The sequence below is a fragment of the Pseudomonas sp. GOM7 genome, assembly GCF_026723825.1.
Lineage (GTDB): Bacteria > Pseudomonadota > Gammaproteobacteria > Pseudomonadales > Pseudomonadaceae > Aquipseudomonas.
Map to the genome: position 1 here is coordinate 1775659 of NZ_CP113519.1, position 16020 is coordinate 1791678.

Genomic DNA, 16020 nt, shown 5'->3' on the forward strand with positions numbered 1-16020 from the left:
TCTACCCGTAGCCCGGATGCAATCCGGGAACTGGCTGGCCCGCAAATCCTCGGATTGTATCCGGGCTACGAACACCCGCTTCCGCAGGTGTGATAGGGGGAGTCAAAACAGGCGAGCGCCCAAGCCTCCAGCCACGCCAAACCATTCCCTCTCCCCTCGGGGAGAGGGTTGGAGAGGGGGCTACACGACGTCTCAATCAATAGGCGCCGTTCCGTGCAGCCGTAGGGTGCGCTGCGCGCACCACTCCTTACAGATCCACCACCAGACAGGCACTGCGCGAGCGTGAACAGCAGGGCGTGAACTGATCATTGCGAGCCTTTTCCTCCTCGCTGAGAAACAGGTCGCGATGCTCCGGCTGGCCATCCACCACGCGAGTCAGGCAGGTGCCGCAGATGCCCTGGCCGCACGACACCGGAATATCGAAACCGGCATCCTCCAGTACCTCCAGCGCCGTGCGATCCTCTGGCACCTGCAGCTCCAGGCCTGAGCTTGCGATGCGCAGGGTAAAGGCGCCACCGCCGCTCTCAGCCTCCGGCGCGGCGAAGTATTCGCGGTGCAGGCGTTCTTCCGCCCAGCCCTGGGCGCGGGCGCTGTCCAGCACGTATTCCATGAAACCGTTGGGGCCGCACACATAGAGCTGGCTACCAGCTGGCTCGGCAGCGAGCAGGGCGGGCAGATCGAGCTTCTGCGCTGCGTCGCCATCGTCGCGGTGCAGATGCGTGTGCGCGGCGAAGGGCGCGCTGGCCAGGCGTTCGGCAAAGGCGGCGAGCTTGCCTGAGCGCACGCATTGGTGCAGCTCGAAGTCGGCACCGAGGGCGTGCAGGCGCCAGGCCATGGACAGCAGCGGCGTGATGCCGATGCCGCCGGCCAGCAGCAGGCTGCGTGGCGCCTGCTCGTCCAGGGCGAACAGATTGCGTGGCGCGCCGATGCTCAGGCGCTGGCCGATGCGCAGCGACTCGTGCACGGCCTGCGAGCCGCCGCGCGAGGCGGCGTCACGCAATACGGCGATGCGGTAGCGCTGGCGCTCGGCTGGGTCGTTGCACAGCGAATACTGACGGATCAGCCCGTTGGGCAGGTGCAGGTCGATATGCGCGCCGGCCTCGAAGGGCGGAAGCGGTGCGCCATCGGCCGCCACCAGTTCCAGGCCGAGAATGCCCTCGGCCTCCAGGCGCATGGCGCGGATGATGACCTCGATCATGATGCGCTCCTGGCCAGAATCTGCCCGTCGCTCTGGGCCTGCTCGGCCTTGACCAGACGCTCGATGATGCGCCGCGCCTGTACGCCCCCGGCGTCGATATTGAGCTTGAGCAGGTTGCGCTCCGGGTGGCGCAGCAGATTGCGTTGCTGGCGTTCGAGCATCTCCAGGTCTTCGCTGAAAATCTTGCCCTGGCCTTCGCGGATGCGATCGGTGAGTTCGGCGTCATCCACCTTGAAGCGCCGCGCCATGCCCCAGAAGTACCAGATGGAGGTGTCGTTCTCGGGGGTGATGAAGTCGACCACGATGCTGCTGGCCTTGTACTGATCGGGCGCTTCATAACCGCCATGCCCGGCAATGGCCACGCCCACCTCGATCAGTACGTGGCTAGGCGGGGTGAAGCGGCAGATCTGCCAGCGATCCACCGGTGCGTCCTCGTCCAGGCCATTGGCACGTAGCGCCGCACGCCAGAAGGGCGGGGCGGAGATGTTCTCCATGAAGCGGCTGGTGATCACCTCGCTGCCCTCGACGCGGGTATTGACCGGCGCCTCGTCGATTTCCTTCTGGCCGATGCTGCTGGCGTGCACGTAGGTCTCGTGGGTCAGATCCATCAGGTTGTCGACCATCAGCCGGTAGTCGCAGGCGATGTGATACAGGCCGCCACCGTAGGCCCACTCGGGGCTCTCCGCCCATTGCAGATGCGGCAGTTGCGCCGGGTCGGCCAGCGCCTGGTCACCGGGCCAGACCCAGATGAAGCCGTAGCGCTCGATCACCGCGAAGCGGCGAATGCAGGGGAAATGCTGCACGCGCTGGTTGGGCATGGCGGCGGTCTTGCCATCGCAGCCCATGGCCAGGCCATGGTAACCGCAGACCAGCAGGCCGTCCTCGACGTAGCCCAGCGACAGTGGCGCGCCACGGTGCGGGCAGAAGTCTTCCAGGGCCACGGCGCGGTTTTCCGGGCCACGGTAAAACACCATCGACTCGCCGCAGATGGTGCGGCCCAATGGCTTGCTATCGATCTCTTCCGGCGTGCAGGCAACGTACCAGGCATTCTTCGGGAACATGGCAACCTCCTCGAGGCTATTGTTGTTATTGGATCCAATAGTCTGCCTGCTAGGGGTAAATAGCCAGCTAAAACCAGATTTATGGATCCATTAATGGGCGTTAATCGCACGAAAAGCCGAATTGACCTGGCCATTGGCTGCCGTAGACTGGCGCCATTGGATCCAATAACAGGTCGTTGAAAAACGTAGGCGAGGTAGGCAAGACAAGGCAAAAACAGCCGAAAAAGCGCAGTTTACGTTCTGTAAATGAGCATTTTGAGGCTGTTTTTAACGCAGTATTGCCAACGTAGGTAGTTTTTCAACGGCCTGATAAGGAGAGGTCATGAGCAAACCGGGACAACGGGTGCTGGCGCTGTTGCGGCAGATGATCGCCGAGGGCAGTCTGACGGCGGGCGAACGCATCGCCGAAATCCCCACGGCCGAGCGCCTGGGCGTATCGCGCATGCCGGTACGCATGGCGTTTCGCGTGCTGGAGCAGGAAGGCCTGCTGATTCGCCATGGCGCACGCGGCTACGCGGTGCGCCAACTGGGCGAAGAGGAACTGGCCGGCGCCGTGGAAGTGCGTGGCGTGCTCGAAGGCCTGGCCGCACGCCAGGCCGCCGAGCGCGGCGTCTCCGAAGCCGTGCGCGCAGTGCTGCTGGAATGCCTGGCACAAGGCGACCAGCTATTCGACAAGGGCTACCTGAGCGAAGAAGACCTGACCCGCTATCACGACATCAACCTGCGCTTTCACCAGGCCCTGGTGGAAGCCAGCGGCAACCCGGCCATCGCCACGGCCCTGGCGCGCAACGACCACCTACCATTCGCCTCGGTCAGCGCCCTGGCCGTGGATCGCGCCCACCTCGATCGCGAATACCGCCGCTTCAACTTCGCCCACCTGCAACACCACGCCGCCGTCGACGCCGTACTCGCCGGCCAGGGCGCCCGCGCTGAAGGCATCATGCGCGAACACGCCAACGCCACTTTGCGCTACGCACGGTTGTTCGGCACGGAGGAGGGCGGTAGTAGCGGGCGGACGGTGATTCAGCGGGGCGCTCAAAAGGCGGAGTAGCAAGAGCCTCTTCTGCAACGGCCTGGCTATTCAGCCGCAGCGAGCTGCGTAGCCCGGATGCAATCCGGGAACCGTGCAGACAGCCTATTCGGTGAGCGCCATGGTGGGAAAACGTTTGAGGACTGCTGATAAAACTATGATTTGGAAGGCTTTTCAGTACCAGGCGTAACGGCATGGTGCGGAGTTAGATGGAAGGCTCTACTATCGGATTAGTACCGCCTTCCATTTAATCAGTGTTGACGATGAAGACTATCAAGCACCAGATCGAGATCGAGTGTAGTCAGGAAAAACTGTTTGATATCACTCAAGACTATACAAACAGGCTTGCGTGGGATCCCTACTTGACGGAAGCCTATTTGCTTGATGGTGCAGAGTGTGCTGATTTGGGTGTCTATTCGTATTGTAAAAATCGTTTCGGTTCGGTAATGGTTTCTTGTTATATCTCATTCAGTAAACCACATGTGGCGGCTGTGACTATGGTCAGAGGGCCATTGATTCTCAAGCGATTCAGCGGCGCTTGGAATGTCAAACGATTAAGTGAAACGCGGAGTTTGCTAGTGTTTACGTATAGTTTTGATTTGAAAGGAGGGTTTATTGGGCGCTTGTTTTTGCCGGTGGCTGTCTATGTGTTTTCAAAAGATATGAAAAATAGACTTTTAGCCATTAAGCGCTATCTCGAACCAGTAACGGTGTAATAGATCGTTCTAGTTGACCCGAAAAGTTATGGGTTTTGGTGGGTAAAGTATCTCGATAAAATAATTTGTTAATTTTTTTGGTTGAGGCCTAATTTATTTGTTATCTGTAAAATTTGGCGGATCTATTTGTTGTGCTCTTTGTTGGTCTGAAAATATAGCTGTCAGTACTTAATTGCTGTTGGGCAGATTGAGGCGAGATACGTACATTCGACACTGGGAGATAGCGCGATGGCCAAGACCGTTCCGTGGTGGACTCTAATTCCAACGGCGCTGTTCGTTGGTTTAGCCGTGTGGGCGATTGATTCACCCGTCGAAAACCCTTCCGCGCAAGAAGTGACGATAGCCTTCCCAGGTGGTGGGAAGATCCATGTCCGTTCAGAACGCGAAACATTGGACTTCGAGGCGTTAATGACCAAGTTGTTTAGCGAAGATTACAGCAGAAACGGGCTGCTCGGCTGGCTACGAGACAGGAAGCATCTGTACTCTCTCGAGACAACAGAGCTCGCGGAAGCCCTCAAAACGAAATTGTGCGATCCGATTCCTCTGGAGCCATTGGAGGAGAGGTTAGCCAAAGCTGCCGACTGCGCCTCAAAGCCCGCCGTGGACGCCTTGCGTCGCCTCTCTTCCGAACGTGTCGTGCCTTTTCATTATGTTGGTTTGCGTGTGCGTGCAGGCATTCAAGCTTCGAGCCCTCATCGGCCTGGCAAGGGACGCGTGAACGTTTGTAGAACGGGACGATATGTCGCGCAACGGCTTCAGGTAATTGATCCTATTACGAACCGAGTAATTGAAGTCCAGGCGGGCGGCACATATGAATGTACAGTTGGCGAGTTCCCTGACATCCAGTTGGATCCCGAGGACGCCAACGAACTCTTCGGGCGTCCCGCAGGTCGGTTAGAGAATGCCATCGCAGTTGTCCTGTAAGTATGTATTGCTGCTCTGCAATAGAAAGGAAAAGATAGCAAATTTATTTTTGCGGAAGTAAATTTCATCTTTTTTGTGTTTTTGTACAGTAGTAATGGTAGAGCAAAAAGAGGAAGTCAGGCGAATACGTTGGCAGCTCAGTAGGTGAGTGGTAAGTAGTTGATTTAATTTGTTTTTTCTGCGGTGGTCATGCCGATGGTGCGGAGTTAGATGGAAGGCTCTACTATCGTGTTAGTACCGCCTTCCATCTAATCACTGTTAGGCAATCAAAAATCATGTATTGGATGCGCACCATGTTTTTACGGAAGAAGGAAGATTCGGTAGTTCAAGAAATCGAAAATTCTTCTGTGCCTGAGGAAGAGCAGAAAACGGCAAGAATTACCGCAGATAATCCAATTACTACAGCAGAGGAAGATGCGCTTGGACGACTCAAGCCTGCTTCATCATTTGCTGAACAAGTATTAACTCTTGATTGTAGCGAAGGAGTGGTTGTCGGTGTGTTAGGACCCTGGGGATCAGGGAAAACGTCGTTCGTAAATTTGTCCCAGTCTTTTCTAAGGGAATTAGGCGTAACGGTACTTGAATTTAATCCATGGATGTTCAGTGGAGCAGATCAACTTGTTCAATCGTTTTTCATAGAGCTATCTGCTCAACTAAAGCTCCGTCCTGAACTATCTGAAATTGGAGAGCTTATTGAGGAGTATGGTGATACTTTTTCTGGCTTGGGTTGGTTGCCACTAGTAGGGCCATGGATTGAACGGGGACGAGTCGTAACGGACCTCGTTGCTAAGGCATTGCAGCGGAAAAAGAAAGGTGTTAAATCAAGCCAAAATAGGGTACGCCGATCCCTCAAGAAAATAGATAAGCCAATAGTCGTTATATTGGATGACATAGATCGCTTATCGACCCAAGAAATACGCGATGTATTCAAATTGGTTCGATTAACCGCAAACTTCCCGAATATCATCTATTTGTTAGCTTTTGACCGCTATCGTGTCGAACAAGCTCTGGGGGAACAAGGAATTCCGGGGCGGGACTATCTCGAGAAAATACTCCAAATAGCAATTGATCTACCCGCAATTCCAGAGCATGTACTGAATACGCAGATATTCAAAGCAATAGATGCTGCACTTGAAGATATCGAGAACACAGGGAGATTTGATTCAGACCTTTGGCCAGATGTCTTCATGGAGGTGATTCGCCCACTAATAAGAAATATGAGAGATGTTCGTCGATATGCAGCAGCTATACATTGCACTGCAAGAGATATAGGGGCTCAAGTTGCACTGGTTGATGTGTTGGCATTAGAAGCAGTACGAGTTTTTCTCCCAGATGTATTTCATAGTTTGCACTCTTCTGTGGATGGACTGACAACGACCGCAAGCGGATATGGCTACCGTGAAGAATCCCCAGAACTGAAAAATCAGATCGATAATCTGGTAGCAAAAGGAGGAGAGCACGAAGAAAGCATACGTAACTTGGTCAGGCGATTATTTCCTGGTGGCGAACGGCATTTAGGTGGCTCACATTATGGTGGAGATTGGAGTAATCGTTGGCTCAAGGAAAGACGGGTAGCTCATGTAGAAGTGCTTCGTTACTACTTAGAGCGCGCTGCGGGTGAGAAACTACAGGCTTTCTCTAACGCCGAGATTGCTTGGTCGTTGATCTCCGATAAAACTGAGTTCGAGACTTATTTAAAATCGCTGCCCTTAGATCAATTACAGGACATTATTTCGTCACTTGAAGCGTATGAAGATGATTTTGCTGATCAACATGTTATCCCCGGGACGGTGGTTTTGCTAAATCTGCTTCCACAGCTTCCAGATCGTCAACGCGGAATGTTTGATCTAGACACAAGGCTCGTTGTTGGAAGAGTTGTTTACCGGCTCATCCGCGCACTTAAAGAACCAGAAGTCATTGAGGCCGCAGTTAAGGAAATACTGCCCCAGATACAATCTTTGTCTTCAAGGCAAGAACTTATAACTGACGTTGGTTATCGAGAAGGGGCAGGTCACAAGCTGGTTTCTGAGGAGGCCGCGAAAGCTTTTGAAGTGGAATGGCGAGCCCAGGTTCGTTCTGCCAGCGCCGACGAACTAGCAAGCGAAACTGATTTACTAAGGACGATGTTGCTTGTTAAAAGGGAAGCAGACCCAGACGAGCCAGATTTAATGGTTCCGGACTCCACGGATGTCACATATGCGCTACTGAAAAGCGCAAGAAGCGAGGTTAGGAGTCAGTCAATGGGAAGTCGTGCTGTGCGGCTAAAACCGAGACTTGCATGGGATATATTGATCGATCTGTATGGCGATGAAAATGTACTGCGAGATCGAATCGATCAACTGAAAGCGTCTCCACCGGATGAAATTGGGGATTTATTTGAATTGGCAGATAAATATCTTTCTGGGTGGAGGCCTAAAGATTTTGGTGATGAGTAGCAATTGGCGAAATTTGCCTAACAATGCCTATATGGACTACCCCCACAAGTAGTGAGCAATAGCTTTTCGATCCTGTCGTCAGCGCGGTTGCATTCGTATATCCGGCCTGTTCTGGGCTCTTGCGCCCTGGCCATTCTGTAGTTCGCGCAGCGGGGGCCAAGCGTTCAATCGATCACGGGGATCATCATTGTTATCGGCCTTGTTCCGCTGCAGGACTCGCCTGTTCCGACAGTTTCGCTATTCACTGCAACCACAAGAAAACCATCACTCCCTTACTGATTACCCCCGCCGCCAGACGGGCTTGACGCTCTGCCAATTGCCACTGAACCGCTGCTCATGGCACCACACCGCCCAGCAGATCCGCACCAGCTTGTTGGCCAGCGCCATAGCACCCTTGTTGTGGCCGATCCGCGCTGCCGTCTGCACAGCCCAGCGCTGCAACAGCATCAGCTTTTCCGGCGTTTGGGCCTGGCAGCGTTTTGCGGCGAGTATGGTTGCACGTAGCGAGGATGCAGCTGCTTCACCCAATGACCTAGCGATTGCGCCAACCGTCCCCAGTAATGCGCTGTGCCGCAGGCCTCCATCACCCACTCGACCGGCTCGGCCTGCTCCTGTATATATCGTCGGAACGCCTCTCGGTTCAGCCGCTTGCGCTGCACCACCTGGCCGTAACGGACACTCTCGGCAACATGGTAAACGGACTTGGCCAGATCAACAGCGATGCGCTTCATAACGGCTCTCCCAATTTCGGCTATCACAGTGCTCCGGTATAGAACTGTGGCGTGGGAGAGTCCATTACAGCATTCAAAGCGCTCACTTCGTTCGCTGGGACCGGCGAAGCCGGCCCCTTAGCTTAATCGTTAGAGCTCTAGGAGCAGACCGTGATCAATGACCATGGACTAGCAGTGGAAGTCTCAAGAATTCTTCTAGAGGTGAGTGGGCGAATAGACGAGACGGTCGCCCTTGTTCACCAGCAGAGTTCAGAACCTGAATCACAAGAGTACTGTCGCGCAGCAGGTGCAATCATGGGCTCCATTCTTACGGAAATTCTCAACCCTATATTTCAAAGCCATCCGGACATTGCACCACTGGAGTTGCAAAGCTTTTACATTCGCCCTGAAAAATAGGCCCGAAGGCAGATAACAGTGCGGATTCAGCGCTTACATGTGACGCCGAGCAACTCTAACACTTGTTCAAGTCGCTCGCTTCGCTCACTTCGGGGCCGGCTAAAGCCGGCCCCTTAACCAAACGTTAGAGGTCATATGCTCAGCAAGCGAACTCTCGGATTCCTTGAAGGCTTGGCAAACGCTTCTAGTGCTGTTTACACAGAGGGCGGTCTTCTATTTACATTCAAATTTGGCTACCAGCAGGCGCATAACTGCTCAATCACTTCGTTAAGAGAATCCTTAGTTACAGCTGGCCGACAGTTCTTGGAACTCACCGAAAAAGATATTCAAGATCTAGGTCGTTTCTTCCAGGGCTCGCTTGGTCAATACACCAAAGAAACGCCATCTCAAGATGCTCAGGAAATCGCTAGGTCTTTGGTTGAACGCCTTCACCACGACCTTCAATTCGACTCAGCATCTCTGGTGGTTGAAGACGAGAACTACGGTATGACGGTGCAACTTGAGATGGTTCAGCGTCTCAATAATGGCCTCTACAGCTTGGAAATCTGGTGGTCCGTCGATTGACCTCTAACACCTGGTTCAAACCGTTCGCTTCGCTCACTGGGACGGGCTAAAGCCCGCCCCTTAACCAAACGTTATGAGCATGAATATAGAATCCCGTGCCATCGCACTACAAAATGCCGTGATATCCATCTTGCTGCGCCTTGCAGTTATCACCTCTCCACTCTGGGCACCGCTATTAGCTGGATATTCTTTTATGCTTTATGGCCTAATGTTTGGCCGTGTTTCCAAAAACATCTCAGAGGGCGGGGTTGCCCTAGCTGGAGTGACGGCCTTTATTGCTGGAATTTTTGCCATACTTCTACTGCCAATTAGGTCATGGATAATAAGAATCATCGTCCTCATCCCGTACCTATGCATTGCACCGGTTATAATATATTTCAGTGGGTGGGCAGGCATGCTAATAAATTGACCACGCACGCTCATAACTACTGGTTCAAATCGCTCGCTGGGATCGATAAAGCCGGCCCCTTAACCAAACGTTAGAGAACTCTACGCATGCAAAGTAATATTGTCCAAACTTTCTTGATGGCAATATTTTTCTTTCTAAGCCTTTCAGTTCTAGCAGAGCCAAGCAAGGAAGAATTTGAAAGGCAAGTAGAAATAGAAAAGACAGAAATGCATTCTGACAAATCAGCAGTTGAAGCTGCTTACGCTTTTTGCAAAAACCTCACTGAGGCGGAGAAAATCAAAAAAATAACGTGCATTGCATTTGATAAATATAAAAGTGATAAGCTTAGAGAGCTACTAAACTCCGAGTAGTATAATTTCTGACAACAGCATTTAAAACGCTCGCTCCGCTCGCTGGGACGGGCTAAAGCTCGCCCCTTAACCAAGCGTTAGTGACGGAAAAGTTGACAGTTATTTGTTGTGCTCTTCGTTGTTTGGGGAAGGGAACTGTCGCATTTAAGGTGTTCTCGATAAATGAAATTTCTCACCTGAATGGGTGATTTTTCAGCTCCATACCGTGCAGGGTTAAAGATGAACAAATCTGAACTATCGAATCTCTACCGAGACTACATCGACTGCTTGAACCAGCAGGATTGGCTTTCGTTGGGGCGCTTTGTTCATGAGGAGGCTACTCATAACGGCGTGCACCTCGGCGTGTCAGGCTACCAGCGCATGCTGGAGAAAGACTTTTCCGAGATACCGGATCTTTCCTTCAATATCGAGTTACTGGCTTGCGATCCTCCGTACATAGCCAGCCGGCTTCGCTTCAACTGTACGCCCAGGGAGAAATTCCTTGGCCTGGATGTTTGCGGAAGAAGGGTGTCCTTTACCGAGAATGTCTTCTACGAGTTCCGCGACGGAAAGATCGTGCAGGTTTGGTCCGTCATCGACAAGGCGGCTATCGAGGCGCAGCTCCTTAGCCCTGGCGACCCGAACCAGTCCTGACCTCTCAATCGAGCGAACGCCTGCTCGCGGCGGTGCTCATGTCGAACCGTCGGCGGGCGCAACGCTACCAGCGGGTAGCCTGGGTAGAGCATAGCGATACTCAGGATGCAGCAGACGATGGGTTTTGCATTGCTCTACCCATCCTGCGGGCTTTCTCGAGCAGACTCAGGCGGCGATCAATAGCCCTCACGGATGGGGGGGCGGTGCATCGTCATTTCGGGCCTATTACACCGGCGACACTGAGTATCTGTTCGCGCAACCAGATGCTGGCGGCATCCTCATGGTTGCGAGGGTGCCAATAGGCGTTGAGGGACAGCGATGGCAAAACGATCGGTGGCTCGAATAGATCCAGGGAGGTGGCGAACTGCTGCAGCAGACGACGCGGCAGCGTACATAGCAGATCGGTGCCTGCCACCAGTGGTGGTGCCATGGCGTAGCTTTGAGTCGACATCACCACCTGGCGGCTGCTGCCGAGCTTGGTCAAAGCGCGATCCACGATGCCAGAGAAAGGGTCGCCTGCCGATGAAACCAGCAAATGCGGCAAAGAGCAGAATGCCGCTAGATCCAGTTCACGCTGCCCGCGTGGATGGCCTTTGCGCTGTGCGGTGACGAAGTGGTCGGAGAACAACTGACGACCCACCCAGCCTTGGTTGATGGCTTCACCAATACCGATGAAGAGATCGATCTCGCCTTCTTCCATCTGCAGAAATAGCGTGTTGGGATCGGGTAGGACGAAGCGCAGGCGTGCCATCGGCGCCTGCTCGCGTATCCGGTTGAACAGCTCGGCGCCCAGCATCAGGGCCGGGTTTTCGTGCAAGGCCACGACGAAAGCCCGCTGGCTGGTGGCGGGGTCGAACACCACGGGCTCCAGCAGTGCCGACATACCACTTAGAACCTGCCGCAAGGTTGGGCGCAGCGCCAGAGCGCGTGGTGTCGGCAGAACCCCGCGCCCAGTAGGCGCGGCGATGAACAGCCGTTCGCCGAACACCCGGCGTAGGCGCGCCAATCGAGCGGACATCGCGGGCTGGCTGATGCCCAGGCGCAATGCGGCGTGAGTAATGTTCTGCTCATCCAGCAAGGCGTCCAGGGTCAGCAGCAAGTCCATGTCGATGCCCGATGGCAGCTTCATGTCGGTAATCTCCTAACAGGCCGTTGAAAAACGTAGGCGAGGCGGCCAGTGCAATACCGATGGCGGCCCCGCAAAAACAGCCGCAACGACCAACGGGAGTAACAGCCGAAGGCTGGCCCGAAGGGCGAACGCAGTGAGTCAAAAAGCACTGGGCCCGCATTCGGGTTTACGTGTTGTAAATGAGCATTTTGGCTGGGCTCGCACGCGAGGCTGTTTTTAACGCAGCAATGGCAACGCAGGTAGTTTTTCAACAGCCTGTTAATTCTCCTTGCGATCGGTATAGGTGACGGGCACCCAATCATAGCCTCCGGAGGAGCTGGTACGCAGGTGGCCCATGCCGGGGAAGGGCAGATGGGGTGCCGCGATGAGGGCTCGCTCGCGCGCGAACGCGGCGAACTGTGCTTTACGCACGGAAGCCGCCTTGGCCTGGTTCTGATCGAAGGTGATCGTCACCCCTGGCATGGGGAACTGCACTGCTGCAACGTGGATGAGGTCGCCGACGAAGGTCAGGCTCTCGCCAGCGCTGGTCAACCGATAGAAGGCCGAGCCTGGTGTATGCCCGGGATGGAGGGTCGCTGTGATACCTGGCAGCACCTCCTGGGTTGCTGCGAACGTCTTCAGCTTGCCCGCATCCATATAGGGCTTCAGGGTCAGTCTGGCGATATCAAAGTAACGCTGTTCATAACCTGTCTTCTTCTGGTTGCTTTCATTGAAGAAGAAGTCGACGTCGGGTTTGCCGACATACACCGTGGCATTGGGGAAAACGCGCTGCCCATCCTTGACCAGGCCGCCGGAATGATCCGAATGAGCATGGGTGAGCAACACGTCGGTCACGTCTTCGGGCTGCAGGCCCTGTGCTGCCAGGCGTTCGAGAAGACGCCCGCCATTGCCTGGGCCGAACAGTTGGCCGGCTCCTGTATCAATCAGCACGGTGTGCCCCGGTAGCTTCACCAGATAGACATTGATCGAGGTTTCCAGAGGGTTGCGTTGGAAACTCCTCATCAACAGTTTGTCGATGTTTTCTGGCGTCGCGCCTTTGAGCAAGGCATGCAGGTCGATGGGGATTGTTCCATCGCTAAGCGCGGTTACTTTGATATCCCCGACACGCACGTTGTAGCTGCCTGACTCCTGTTGTACGGCATGGCTGGGTATGGGCGCCGCCGTCTGCTGGGCGTGCGCTAAAGGGAATTGCAACAAGGTGGCTGCCAATAAGGCAGCGGCGAAGCGGCTGTTCATATGCATGATGATGTACTCCTGAGCATGGAGGCATCAGCGTAGGACTTCGCCAGGTATCCAACCAGATAGTTGAGAGCTATGTGACCTATCCATTGCGTGGATGGTTACGAGGTAAGAGGAATGCCGGCAGGCCTGATGCTGTGCAGTCCGGCCGCGCTGTAATGGGGGATGTGCAGCCAGTAAAACGCAGCCATATGCCATAAACCATTGGCCCGCCATTCAGCGGGCCAATCGCTTATGAGGTGCTCACCTGCACCTCACCAGATCGGCAGGGTATAGGTGGCCATCAGGCGTGTCTGGTTTTCGTCGCGGAAGGCGGCGCCGGCGGGGAAGTCGTTGTGGTAGAAGGACTGCCGCACGCGCAGGCCGACGCCGCGCAGCGGGCCGCTCTGGATCACGTAGCCCATCTCCCATTGCGCCTCGCGCTCCTTGCGCTCATCGATGTTGAAGGCAGCCAGTTCGATATTGTCGCCGCGCACGTAGCGCAGGCGTGCGGTCAGGCCGGGGATGCCGGCGGTGGCGAAGTCGTAGTCCCAGATGGCCTGCCACATGCGCTCCCTGGCGTTTAGGTAGTCGGAGCTCATGGTCATTTCGCTGATGCCCATGAGTTCGGTGCCGGAGATGTAGGGCGTGGCGGTGTCGCCGCCCTGGTGGGCGTAGCCCAGCGTCCAGCGGTGCCCGCTCAGGGCGTAGGCGAATTGCAGCGACAGGTGGCGGTTGTCCACCTTGCCGGCAGCGCCGATGCCGTTCTCGCCGCTGAAGAAGGCGCGCAGGTCGGTGCTCAGGGTGCCGGGGCCGACCGACACCTTGTGCAGGGCGCCGAGGTAGCTCTGGTCGTAGAGGTCGGCCACTTCCAGGTAGTGGGCCTTGAGGGTCAGTTCCGGGCTCAGGGCGTAGTCGCCGCCGACGAAGGCCATGTGCGAGGTGGTGGCGCGGCCGTTGAAGCGGCCATTGGGCGAGGCGATGGTCATGGCCTCGTAGTCGGTGGAGTTGCGCTTGGCGATGCGGTCGACGTAGCCGCCATGCAGGGTCAGGCCGTCGATCTGCGCGGAGGTCAGGTAGCCACCGCGAAAGGTCTGCGGCAGCAGGCGCGACGGGCTGGACAGGGCCGAGGGCAGGGCCAGGTTGAGGTCGCCGGCCTGCAGCAGGGTCTTGTCGAACTTCATCTTGCCGGTCAGGCCCAGGCGTGAGTAGTCGTCGGCGGCACGGCCACTGCTGGGCGATACCGGCAACAGCTCGGTGCCGCTGCGCGATGGCGAGGAGTCGAGCTTGAGGCCCAGCAAGCCGGTGGCGTCCAGGCCGAAACCGAGCGGGCCTTCGGTGAAACCGGACTGGAACTTGAGGATGAAGCCCTGCGCCCATTCGCGTGCCTCGGACTTGGCGCCGTCATCCTGGTAGTCGCGATCCATGTAGTAGTTACGCAGGGTCAGGCTGGCGTGGCTGTCCTCGATGAAGCCTTGTGCCTGTGCGCCCGTGGCCAAGGCAACCGTGCTCAGGGCGATGAATCTTGAGAACGGACGCGCGGTGGCACCGATGGAAGCTCTGGACATGCTCGAGATCCTTTCTTGTTGTTGTTTTGCGGGTGGCCGAGAGGCGGCCGTTTTTCGGGAGCATGGGATTGATTAGAGGTCTTATCAAATTGTAGTGGTCGATTACCGCCCATGAAACGCCGCTATCTTTTCTCGCTTCATGCCTTGGTATTAATTTATCTACATGTTTTTTAAGGATTTACAAGGTTTTTGCGTGGGGTTTTCGTGGGGGTGTTTTTTTAGTTTTCTTTGTTAATCTCTTTCTTGTCGAGGCTGCCAATGCCTCATTGCGACTCCCTTACAAGAACAACAAGAGCGAGGCCCCTCATGACAACGTCATCGAGCCGATCCCGGCTAACCATCGTCATCTGCTTCATCGTCGCCCTGATCGAGGGGCTCGATCTGCAATCGGCTGGCATTGCCGCCGCCGGCATTCGCGCTGCCTTCAATCTGGAGCCGGGGATGATGGGCTGGATGTTCAGTGCCAGCATCATCGGCCTGCTGCCTGGCGCCTTTCTTGGCGGCTATGTCGCCGACCGCATCGGGCGCAAGAAGGTGCTGGTCGCCGCCGTGGTGCTGTTCGGTATCTTCTCCCTGTGGACGGCCTATACCAGCAGCCTGTCCGGCCTGCTGGCGGCGCGCTTTTTCACCGGCTTGGGCCTGGGCGCGGCGCTGCCGAACCTGATCGCGCTGTGCGCGGAAGCCGTGGAGGAACGTCAGCGCAGCACGGCTATCAGCATCATGTATTGCGGCGTACCGCTGGGTGGTGCAGGTGCGGCGGTGATCGGCATGTTGGCCGGAGAGGCCTGGCAGTGGGTGTTCATCGTCGGTGGGGTGGCGCCCTTGGCCATCGCACCGCTGATGCTCTGGCTGCTGCCGGAGTCCTCGGCCTTCAACCGTGAGCAGGGCAATCTCTCGCAGGCTCGGCCTTCGACCCTGGAGGCCCTCTGTGGCGAAGGGCGCACGCGCATCACTCTGTCGCTGTGGATCAGTTACTTCTTCACCCTGACGGTAATGTACATGCTGCTCAACTGGCTGCCGTCGCTGCTGTTGGAGTTGGGTTTCAGCAAGCCGCAGGCTGGCCTGGTGCAGATGGCCTTCAATATCGGCGGGGCGCTGGGTTCGCTGCTCGGCGGGGTGCTGCTCGACCGCTTCCAGCGTACTCCGGTGGTGCTGTCGATCTACCTGGGCCTGCTGTTGGCGCTGGCCGGTATCGGCTTGTCCAGCAATCTGGCCAGCATGGTCTCGGCAGGCTTTGCCGCTGGCGTGTTCGTCATGGCGGCGCAACTGGTGCTCTACGCCCTGGCACCGGCCTATTACCCCACTCAGGTGCGCGCCACGGGCGTTGGTGCGGCGGTAGCCATCGGGCGCCTGGGCTCGGTGAGCGGGCCGTTGGCTGCCGGGCACATTCTGGCCGCAGGTGCCGGTACGGCAGGGGTGCTGATGGCGGCTGCACCTGGCCTGTTGGTGGCGGCGCTGGTGGTGGTGGCCATGGGCAGCCGAGAGCGCCGCACCTTGGCTGCGACCTGAGCAGACGGAAGGGCGCCCTGGCGGCGCCCGTGCTCCAAGTGGCCGAGTCATTGATTTTGTTAGCCAGATAACCTTTATCTTCGGTGGCTCACCATTTATTCGGGCGATGATCGAACATTTCGCGAAAATAGTTAATTGACATAACTATA

The 16020-nt window shown here is 56.1% G+C and carries 16 protein-coding genes and 1 pseudogene; 10 read left to right on the forward strand and 7 right to left on the reverse strand.

The annotated features are described in order from the left end of the window. Nucleotides 1–247 precede the first annotated feature (247 nt). Together OU800_RS07985 and OU800_RS07990 are read right to left on the reverse strand one after the other, a co-directional pair. Nucleotides 248–1198, reverse strand: coding sequence for a PDR/VanB family oxidoreductase (locus OU800_RS07985; protein ID WP_268182666.1), 951 nt, complete (start codon nt 1196–1198; stop codon nt 248–250). Beyond that, complete coding sequence (locus tag OU800_RS07990; protein ID WP_268182668.1) at nt 1195–2259, reverse strand: aromatic ring-hydroxylating oxygenase subunit alpha; 1065 nt, start codon at nt 2257–2259, stop codon at nt 1195–1197. The genes OU800_RS07985 and OU800_RS07990 overlap by 4 nt, the downstream gene beginning before the upstream one ends. A gap of 322 nt (nt 2260–2581) precedes the next feature. Between OU800_RS07990 and OU800_RS07995 the strand changes: the two genes are divergently transcribed. From OU800_RS07995 to OU800_RS08010, 4 genes are all read left to right on the forward strand, one after another. Beyond that, a complete protein-coding gene (locus OU800_RS07995; protein ID WP_268182670.1) occupies nt 2582–3310 on the forward strand; it encodes a GntR family transcriptional regulator in 729 nt (242 codons plus the stop codon). 242 nt (nt 3311–3552) lie between these two features. Continuing rightward, nucleotides 3553–4005: a type II toxin-antitoxin system RatA family toxin gene (locus OU800_RS08000; RefSeq protein WP_268182672.1), complete on the forward strand. Its 453-nt coding sequence runs from the start codon at nt 3553–3555 to the stop codon at nt 4003–4005. Between the two features lie 228 nt (nt 4006–4233). Next, on the forward strand, nt 4234–4929 hold the full coding sequence (locus OU800_RS08005) for a hypothetical protein (protein ID WP_268182673.1): 696 nt from the start codon (nt 4234–4236) through the stop codon (nt 4927–4929). 293 nt (nt 4930–5222) lie between these two features. Continuing rightward, nucleotides 5223–7364 carry a KAP family P-loop NTPase fold protein gene (locus OU800_RS08010; protein WP_268182674.1) on the forward strand — a complete coding sequence of 714 codons (2142 nt, stop codon included), beginning with the start codon at nt 5223–5225 and terminating at the stop codon, nt 7362–7364. 279 nt (nt 7365–7643) lie between these two features. Here OU800_RS08010 and OU800_RS24265 read toward each other — a convergent pair whose 3' ends face one another. After that, a complete protein-coding gene (locus tag OU800_RS24265) occupies nt 7644–7811 on the reverse strand; it encodes a hypothetical protein (protein WP_442964743.1) in 168 nt (55 codons plus the stop codon). Nucleotides 7812–7840: 29 nt separating this feature from the next. After that, a pseudogene (locus OU800_RS24270) lies at nt 7841–8095 on the reverse strand (IS110 family transposase); the annotation flags it as partial. 150 nt (nt 8096–8245) lie between these two features. Here OU800_RS24270 and OU800_RS08020 point away from each other — a divergent pair. The 5 genes from OU800_RS08020 to OU800_RS08040 all read left to right on the forward strand — a co-directional run bounded on the left by OU800_RS08020 (nt 8246) and on the right by OU800_RS08040 (nt 10447). Then, nucleotides 8246–8491: a hypothetical protein gene (locus tag OU800_RS08020; RefSeq protein WP_268182676.1), complete on the forward strand. Its 246-nt coding sequence runs from the start codon at nt 8246–8248 to the stop codon at nt 8489–8491. 135 nt (nt 8492–8626) lie between these two features. After that, complete coding sequence (locus OU800_RS08025) at nt 8627–9055, forward strand: hypothetical protein (RefSeq protein ID WP_268182677.1); 429 nt, start codon at nt 8627–8629, stop codon at nt 9053–9055. Between the two features lie 79 nt (nt 9056–9134). Beyond that, entirely contained in the window at nt 9135–9464 is a 330-nt protein-coding gene (locus tag OU800_RS08030) for a hypothetical protein (RefSeq protein WP_268182679.1), read from the forward strand. A gap of 86 nt (nt 9465–9550) precedes the next feature. Beyond that, nucleotides 9551–9814, forward strand: coding sequence for a hypothetical protein (locus OU800_RS08035; RefSeq protein ID WP_268182681.1), 264 nt, complete (start codon nt 9551–9553; stop codon nt 9812–9814). A gap of 219 nt (nt 9815–10033) precedes the next feature. After that, entirely contained in the window at nt 10034–10447 is a 414-nt protein-coding gene (locus OU800_RS08040; RefSeq protein ID WP_268182682.1) for an ester cyclase, read from the forward strand. 211 nt (nt 10448–10658) lie between these two features. On the opposite strand, the gene OU800_RS08045 is transcribed toward OU800_RS08040, so the two are convergent. From OU800_RS08045 to OU800_RS08055, 3 genes are all read right to left on the reverse strand, one after another. Next, on the reverse strand, nt 10659–11576 hold the full coding sequence (locus OU800_RS08045; RefSeq protein ID WP_268182683.1) for a LysR family transcriptional regulator: 918 nt from the start codon (nt 11574–11576) through the stop codon (nt 10659–10661). Between the two features lie 258 nt (nt 11577–11834). Then, nucleotides 11835–12818 carry an MBL fold metallo-hydrolase gene (locus tag OU800_RS08050; RefSeq protein WP_268182685.1) on the reverse strand — a complete coding sequence of 328 codons (984 nt, stop codon included), beginning with the start codon at nt 12816–12818 and terminating at the stop codon, nt 11835–11837. Between the two features lie 251 nt (nt 12819–13069). After that, nucleotides 13070–14362, reverse strand: a complete 1293-nt coding sequence (locus OU800_RS08055; RefSeq protein WP_442964744.1) for an OprD family porin — start codon at nt 14360–14362, stop codon at nt 13070–13072. A 306-nt stretch (nt 14363–14668) separates the two neighbouring features. On the opposite strand from OU800_RS08055, the gene mhpT reads away from it, so the two are divergent. Continuing rightward, complete coding sequence (gene mhpT, locus OU800_RS08060) at nt 14669–15871, forward strand: 3-(3-hydroxy-phenyl)propionate transporter MhpT (protein WP_268182687.1); 1203 nt, start codon at nt 14669–14671, stop codon at nt 15869–15871. Nucleotides 15872–16020: the final 149 nt, after the last annotated feature.

Excerpts from the sequence above, each read along its gene's own strand:
- OU800_RS07985 (WP_268182666.1), bottom strand. The coding sequence starts at position 1,198 with ATGATCGAGGTCATCATCCGCGCCATGCGCCTGGAGGCCGAGGGCATT.
- OU800_RS07990 (WP_268182668.1), bottom strand. The coding sequence starts at position 2,259 with ATGTTCCCGAAGAATGCCTGGTACGTTGCCTGCACGCCGGAAGAGATC.
- OU800_RS07995 (WP_268182670.1), top strand. The coding sequence starts at position 2,582 with ATGAGCAAACCGGGACAACGGGTGCTGGCGCTGTTGCGGCAGATGATC.
- OU800_RS08000 (WP_268182672.1), top strand. The coding sequence starts at position 3,553 with ATGAAGACTATCAAGCACCAGATCGAGATCGAGTGTAGTCAGGAAAAA.
- OU800_RS08005 (WP_268182673.1), top strand. The coding sequence starts at position 4,234 with ATGGCCAAGACCGTTCCGTGGTGGACTCTAATTCCAACGGCGCTGTTC.
- OU800_RS08010 (WP_268182674.1), top strand. The coding sequence starts at position 5,223 with ATGTTTTTACGGAAGAAGGAAGATTCGGTAGTTCAAGAAATCGAAAAT.
- OU800_RS24265 (WP_442964743.1), bottom strand. The coding sequence starts at position 7,811 with ATGCTGTTGCAGCGCTGGGCTGTGCAGACGGCAGCGCGGATCGGCCAC.
- OU800_RS08025 (WP_268182677.1), top strand. The coding sequence starts at position 8,627 with ATGCTCAGCAAGCGAACTCTCGGATTCCTTGAAGGCTTGGCAAACGCT.
- OU800_RS08030 (WP_268182679.1), top strand. The coding sequence starts at position 9,135 with ATGAATATAGAATCCCGTGCCATCGCACTACAAAATGCCGTGATATCC.
- OU800_RS08035 (WP_268182681.1), top strand. The coding sequence starts at position 9,551 with ATGCAAAGTAATATTGTCCAAACTTTCTTGATGGCAATATTTTTCTTT.
- OU800_RS08040 (WP_268182682.1), top strand. The coding sequence starts at position 10,034 with ATGAACAAATCTGAACTATCGAATCTCTACCGAGACTACATCGACTGC.
- OU800_RS08045 (WP_268182683.1), bottom strand. The coding sequence starts at position 11,576 with ATGAAGCTGCCATCGGGCATCGACATGGACTTGCTGCTGACCCTGGAC.
- OU800_RS08050 (WP_268182685.1), bottom strand. The coding sequence starts at position 12,818 with ATGCATATGAACAGCCGCTTCGCCGCTGCCTTATTGGCAGCCACCTTG.
- OU800_RS08055 (WP_442964744.1), bottom strand. The coding sequence starts at position 14,362 with ATGTCCAGAGCTTCCATCGGTGCCACCGCGCGTCCGTTCTCAAGATTC.
- mhpT (WP_268182687.1), top strand. The coding sequence starts at position 14,669 with ATGACAACGTCATCGAGCCGATCCCGGCTAACCATCGTCATCTGCTTC.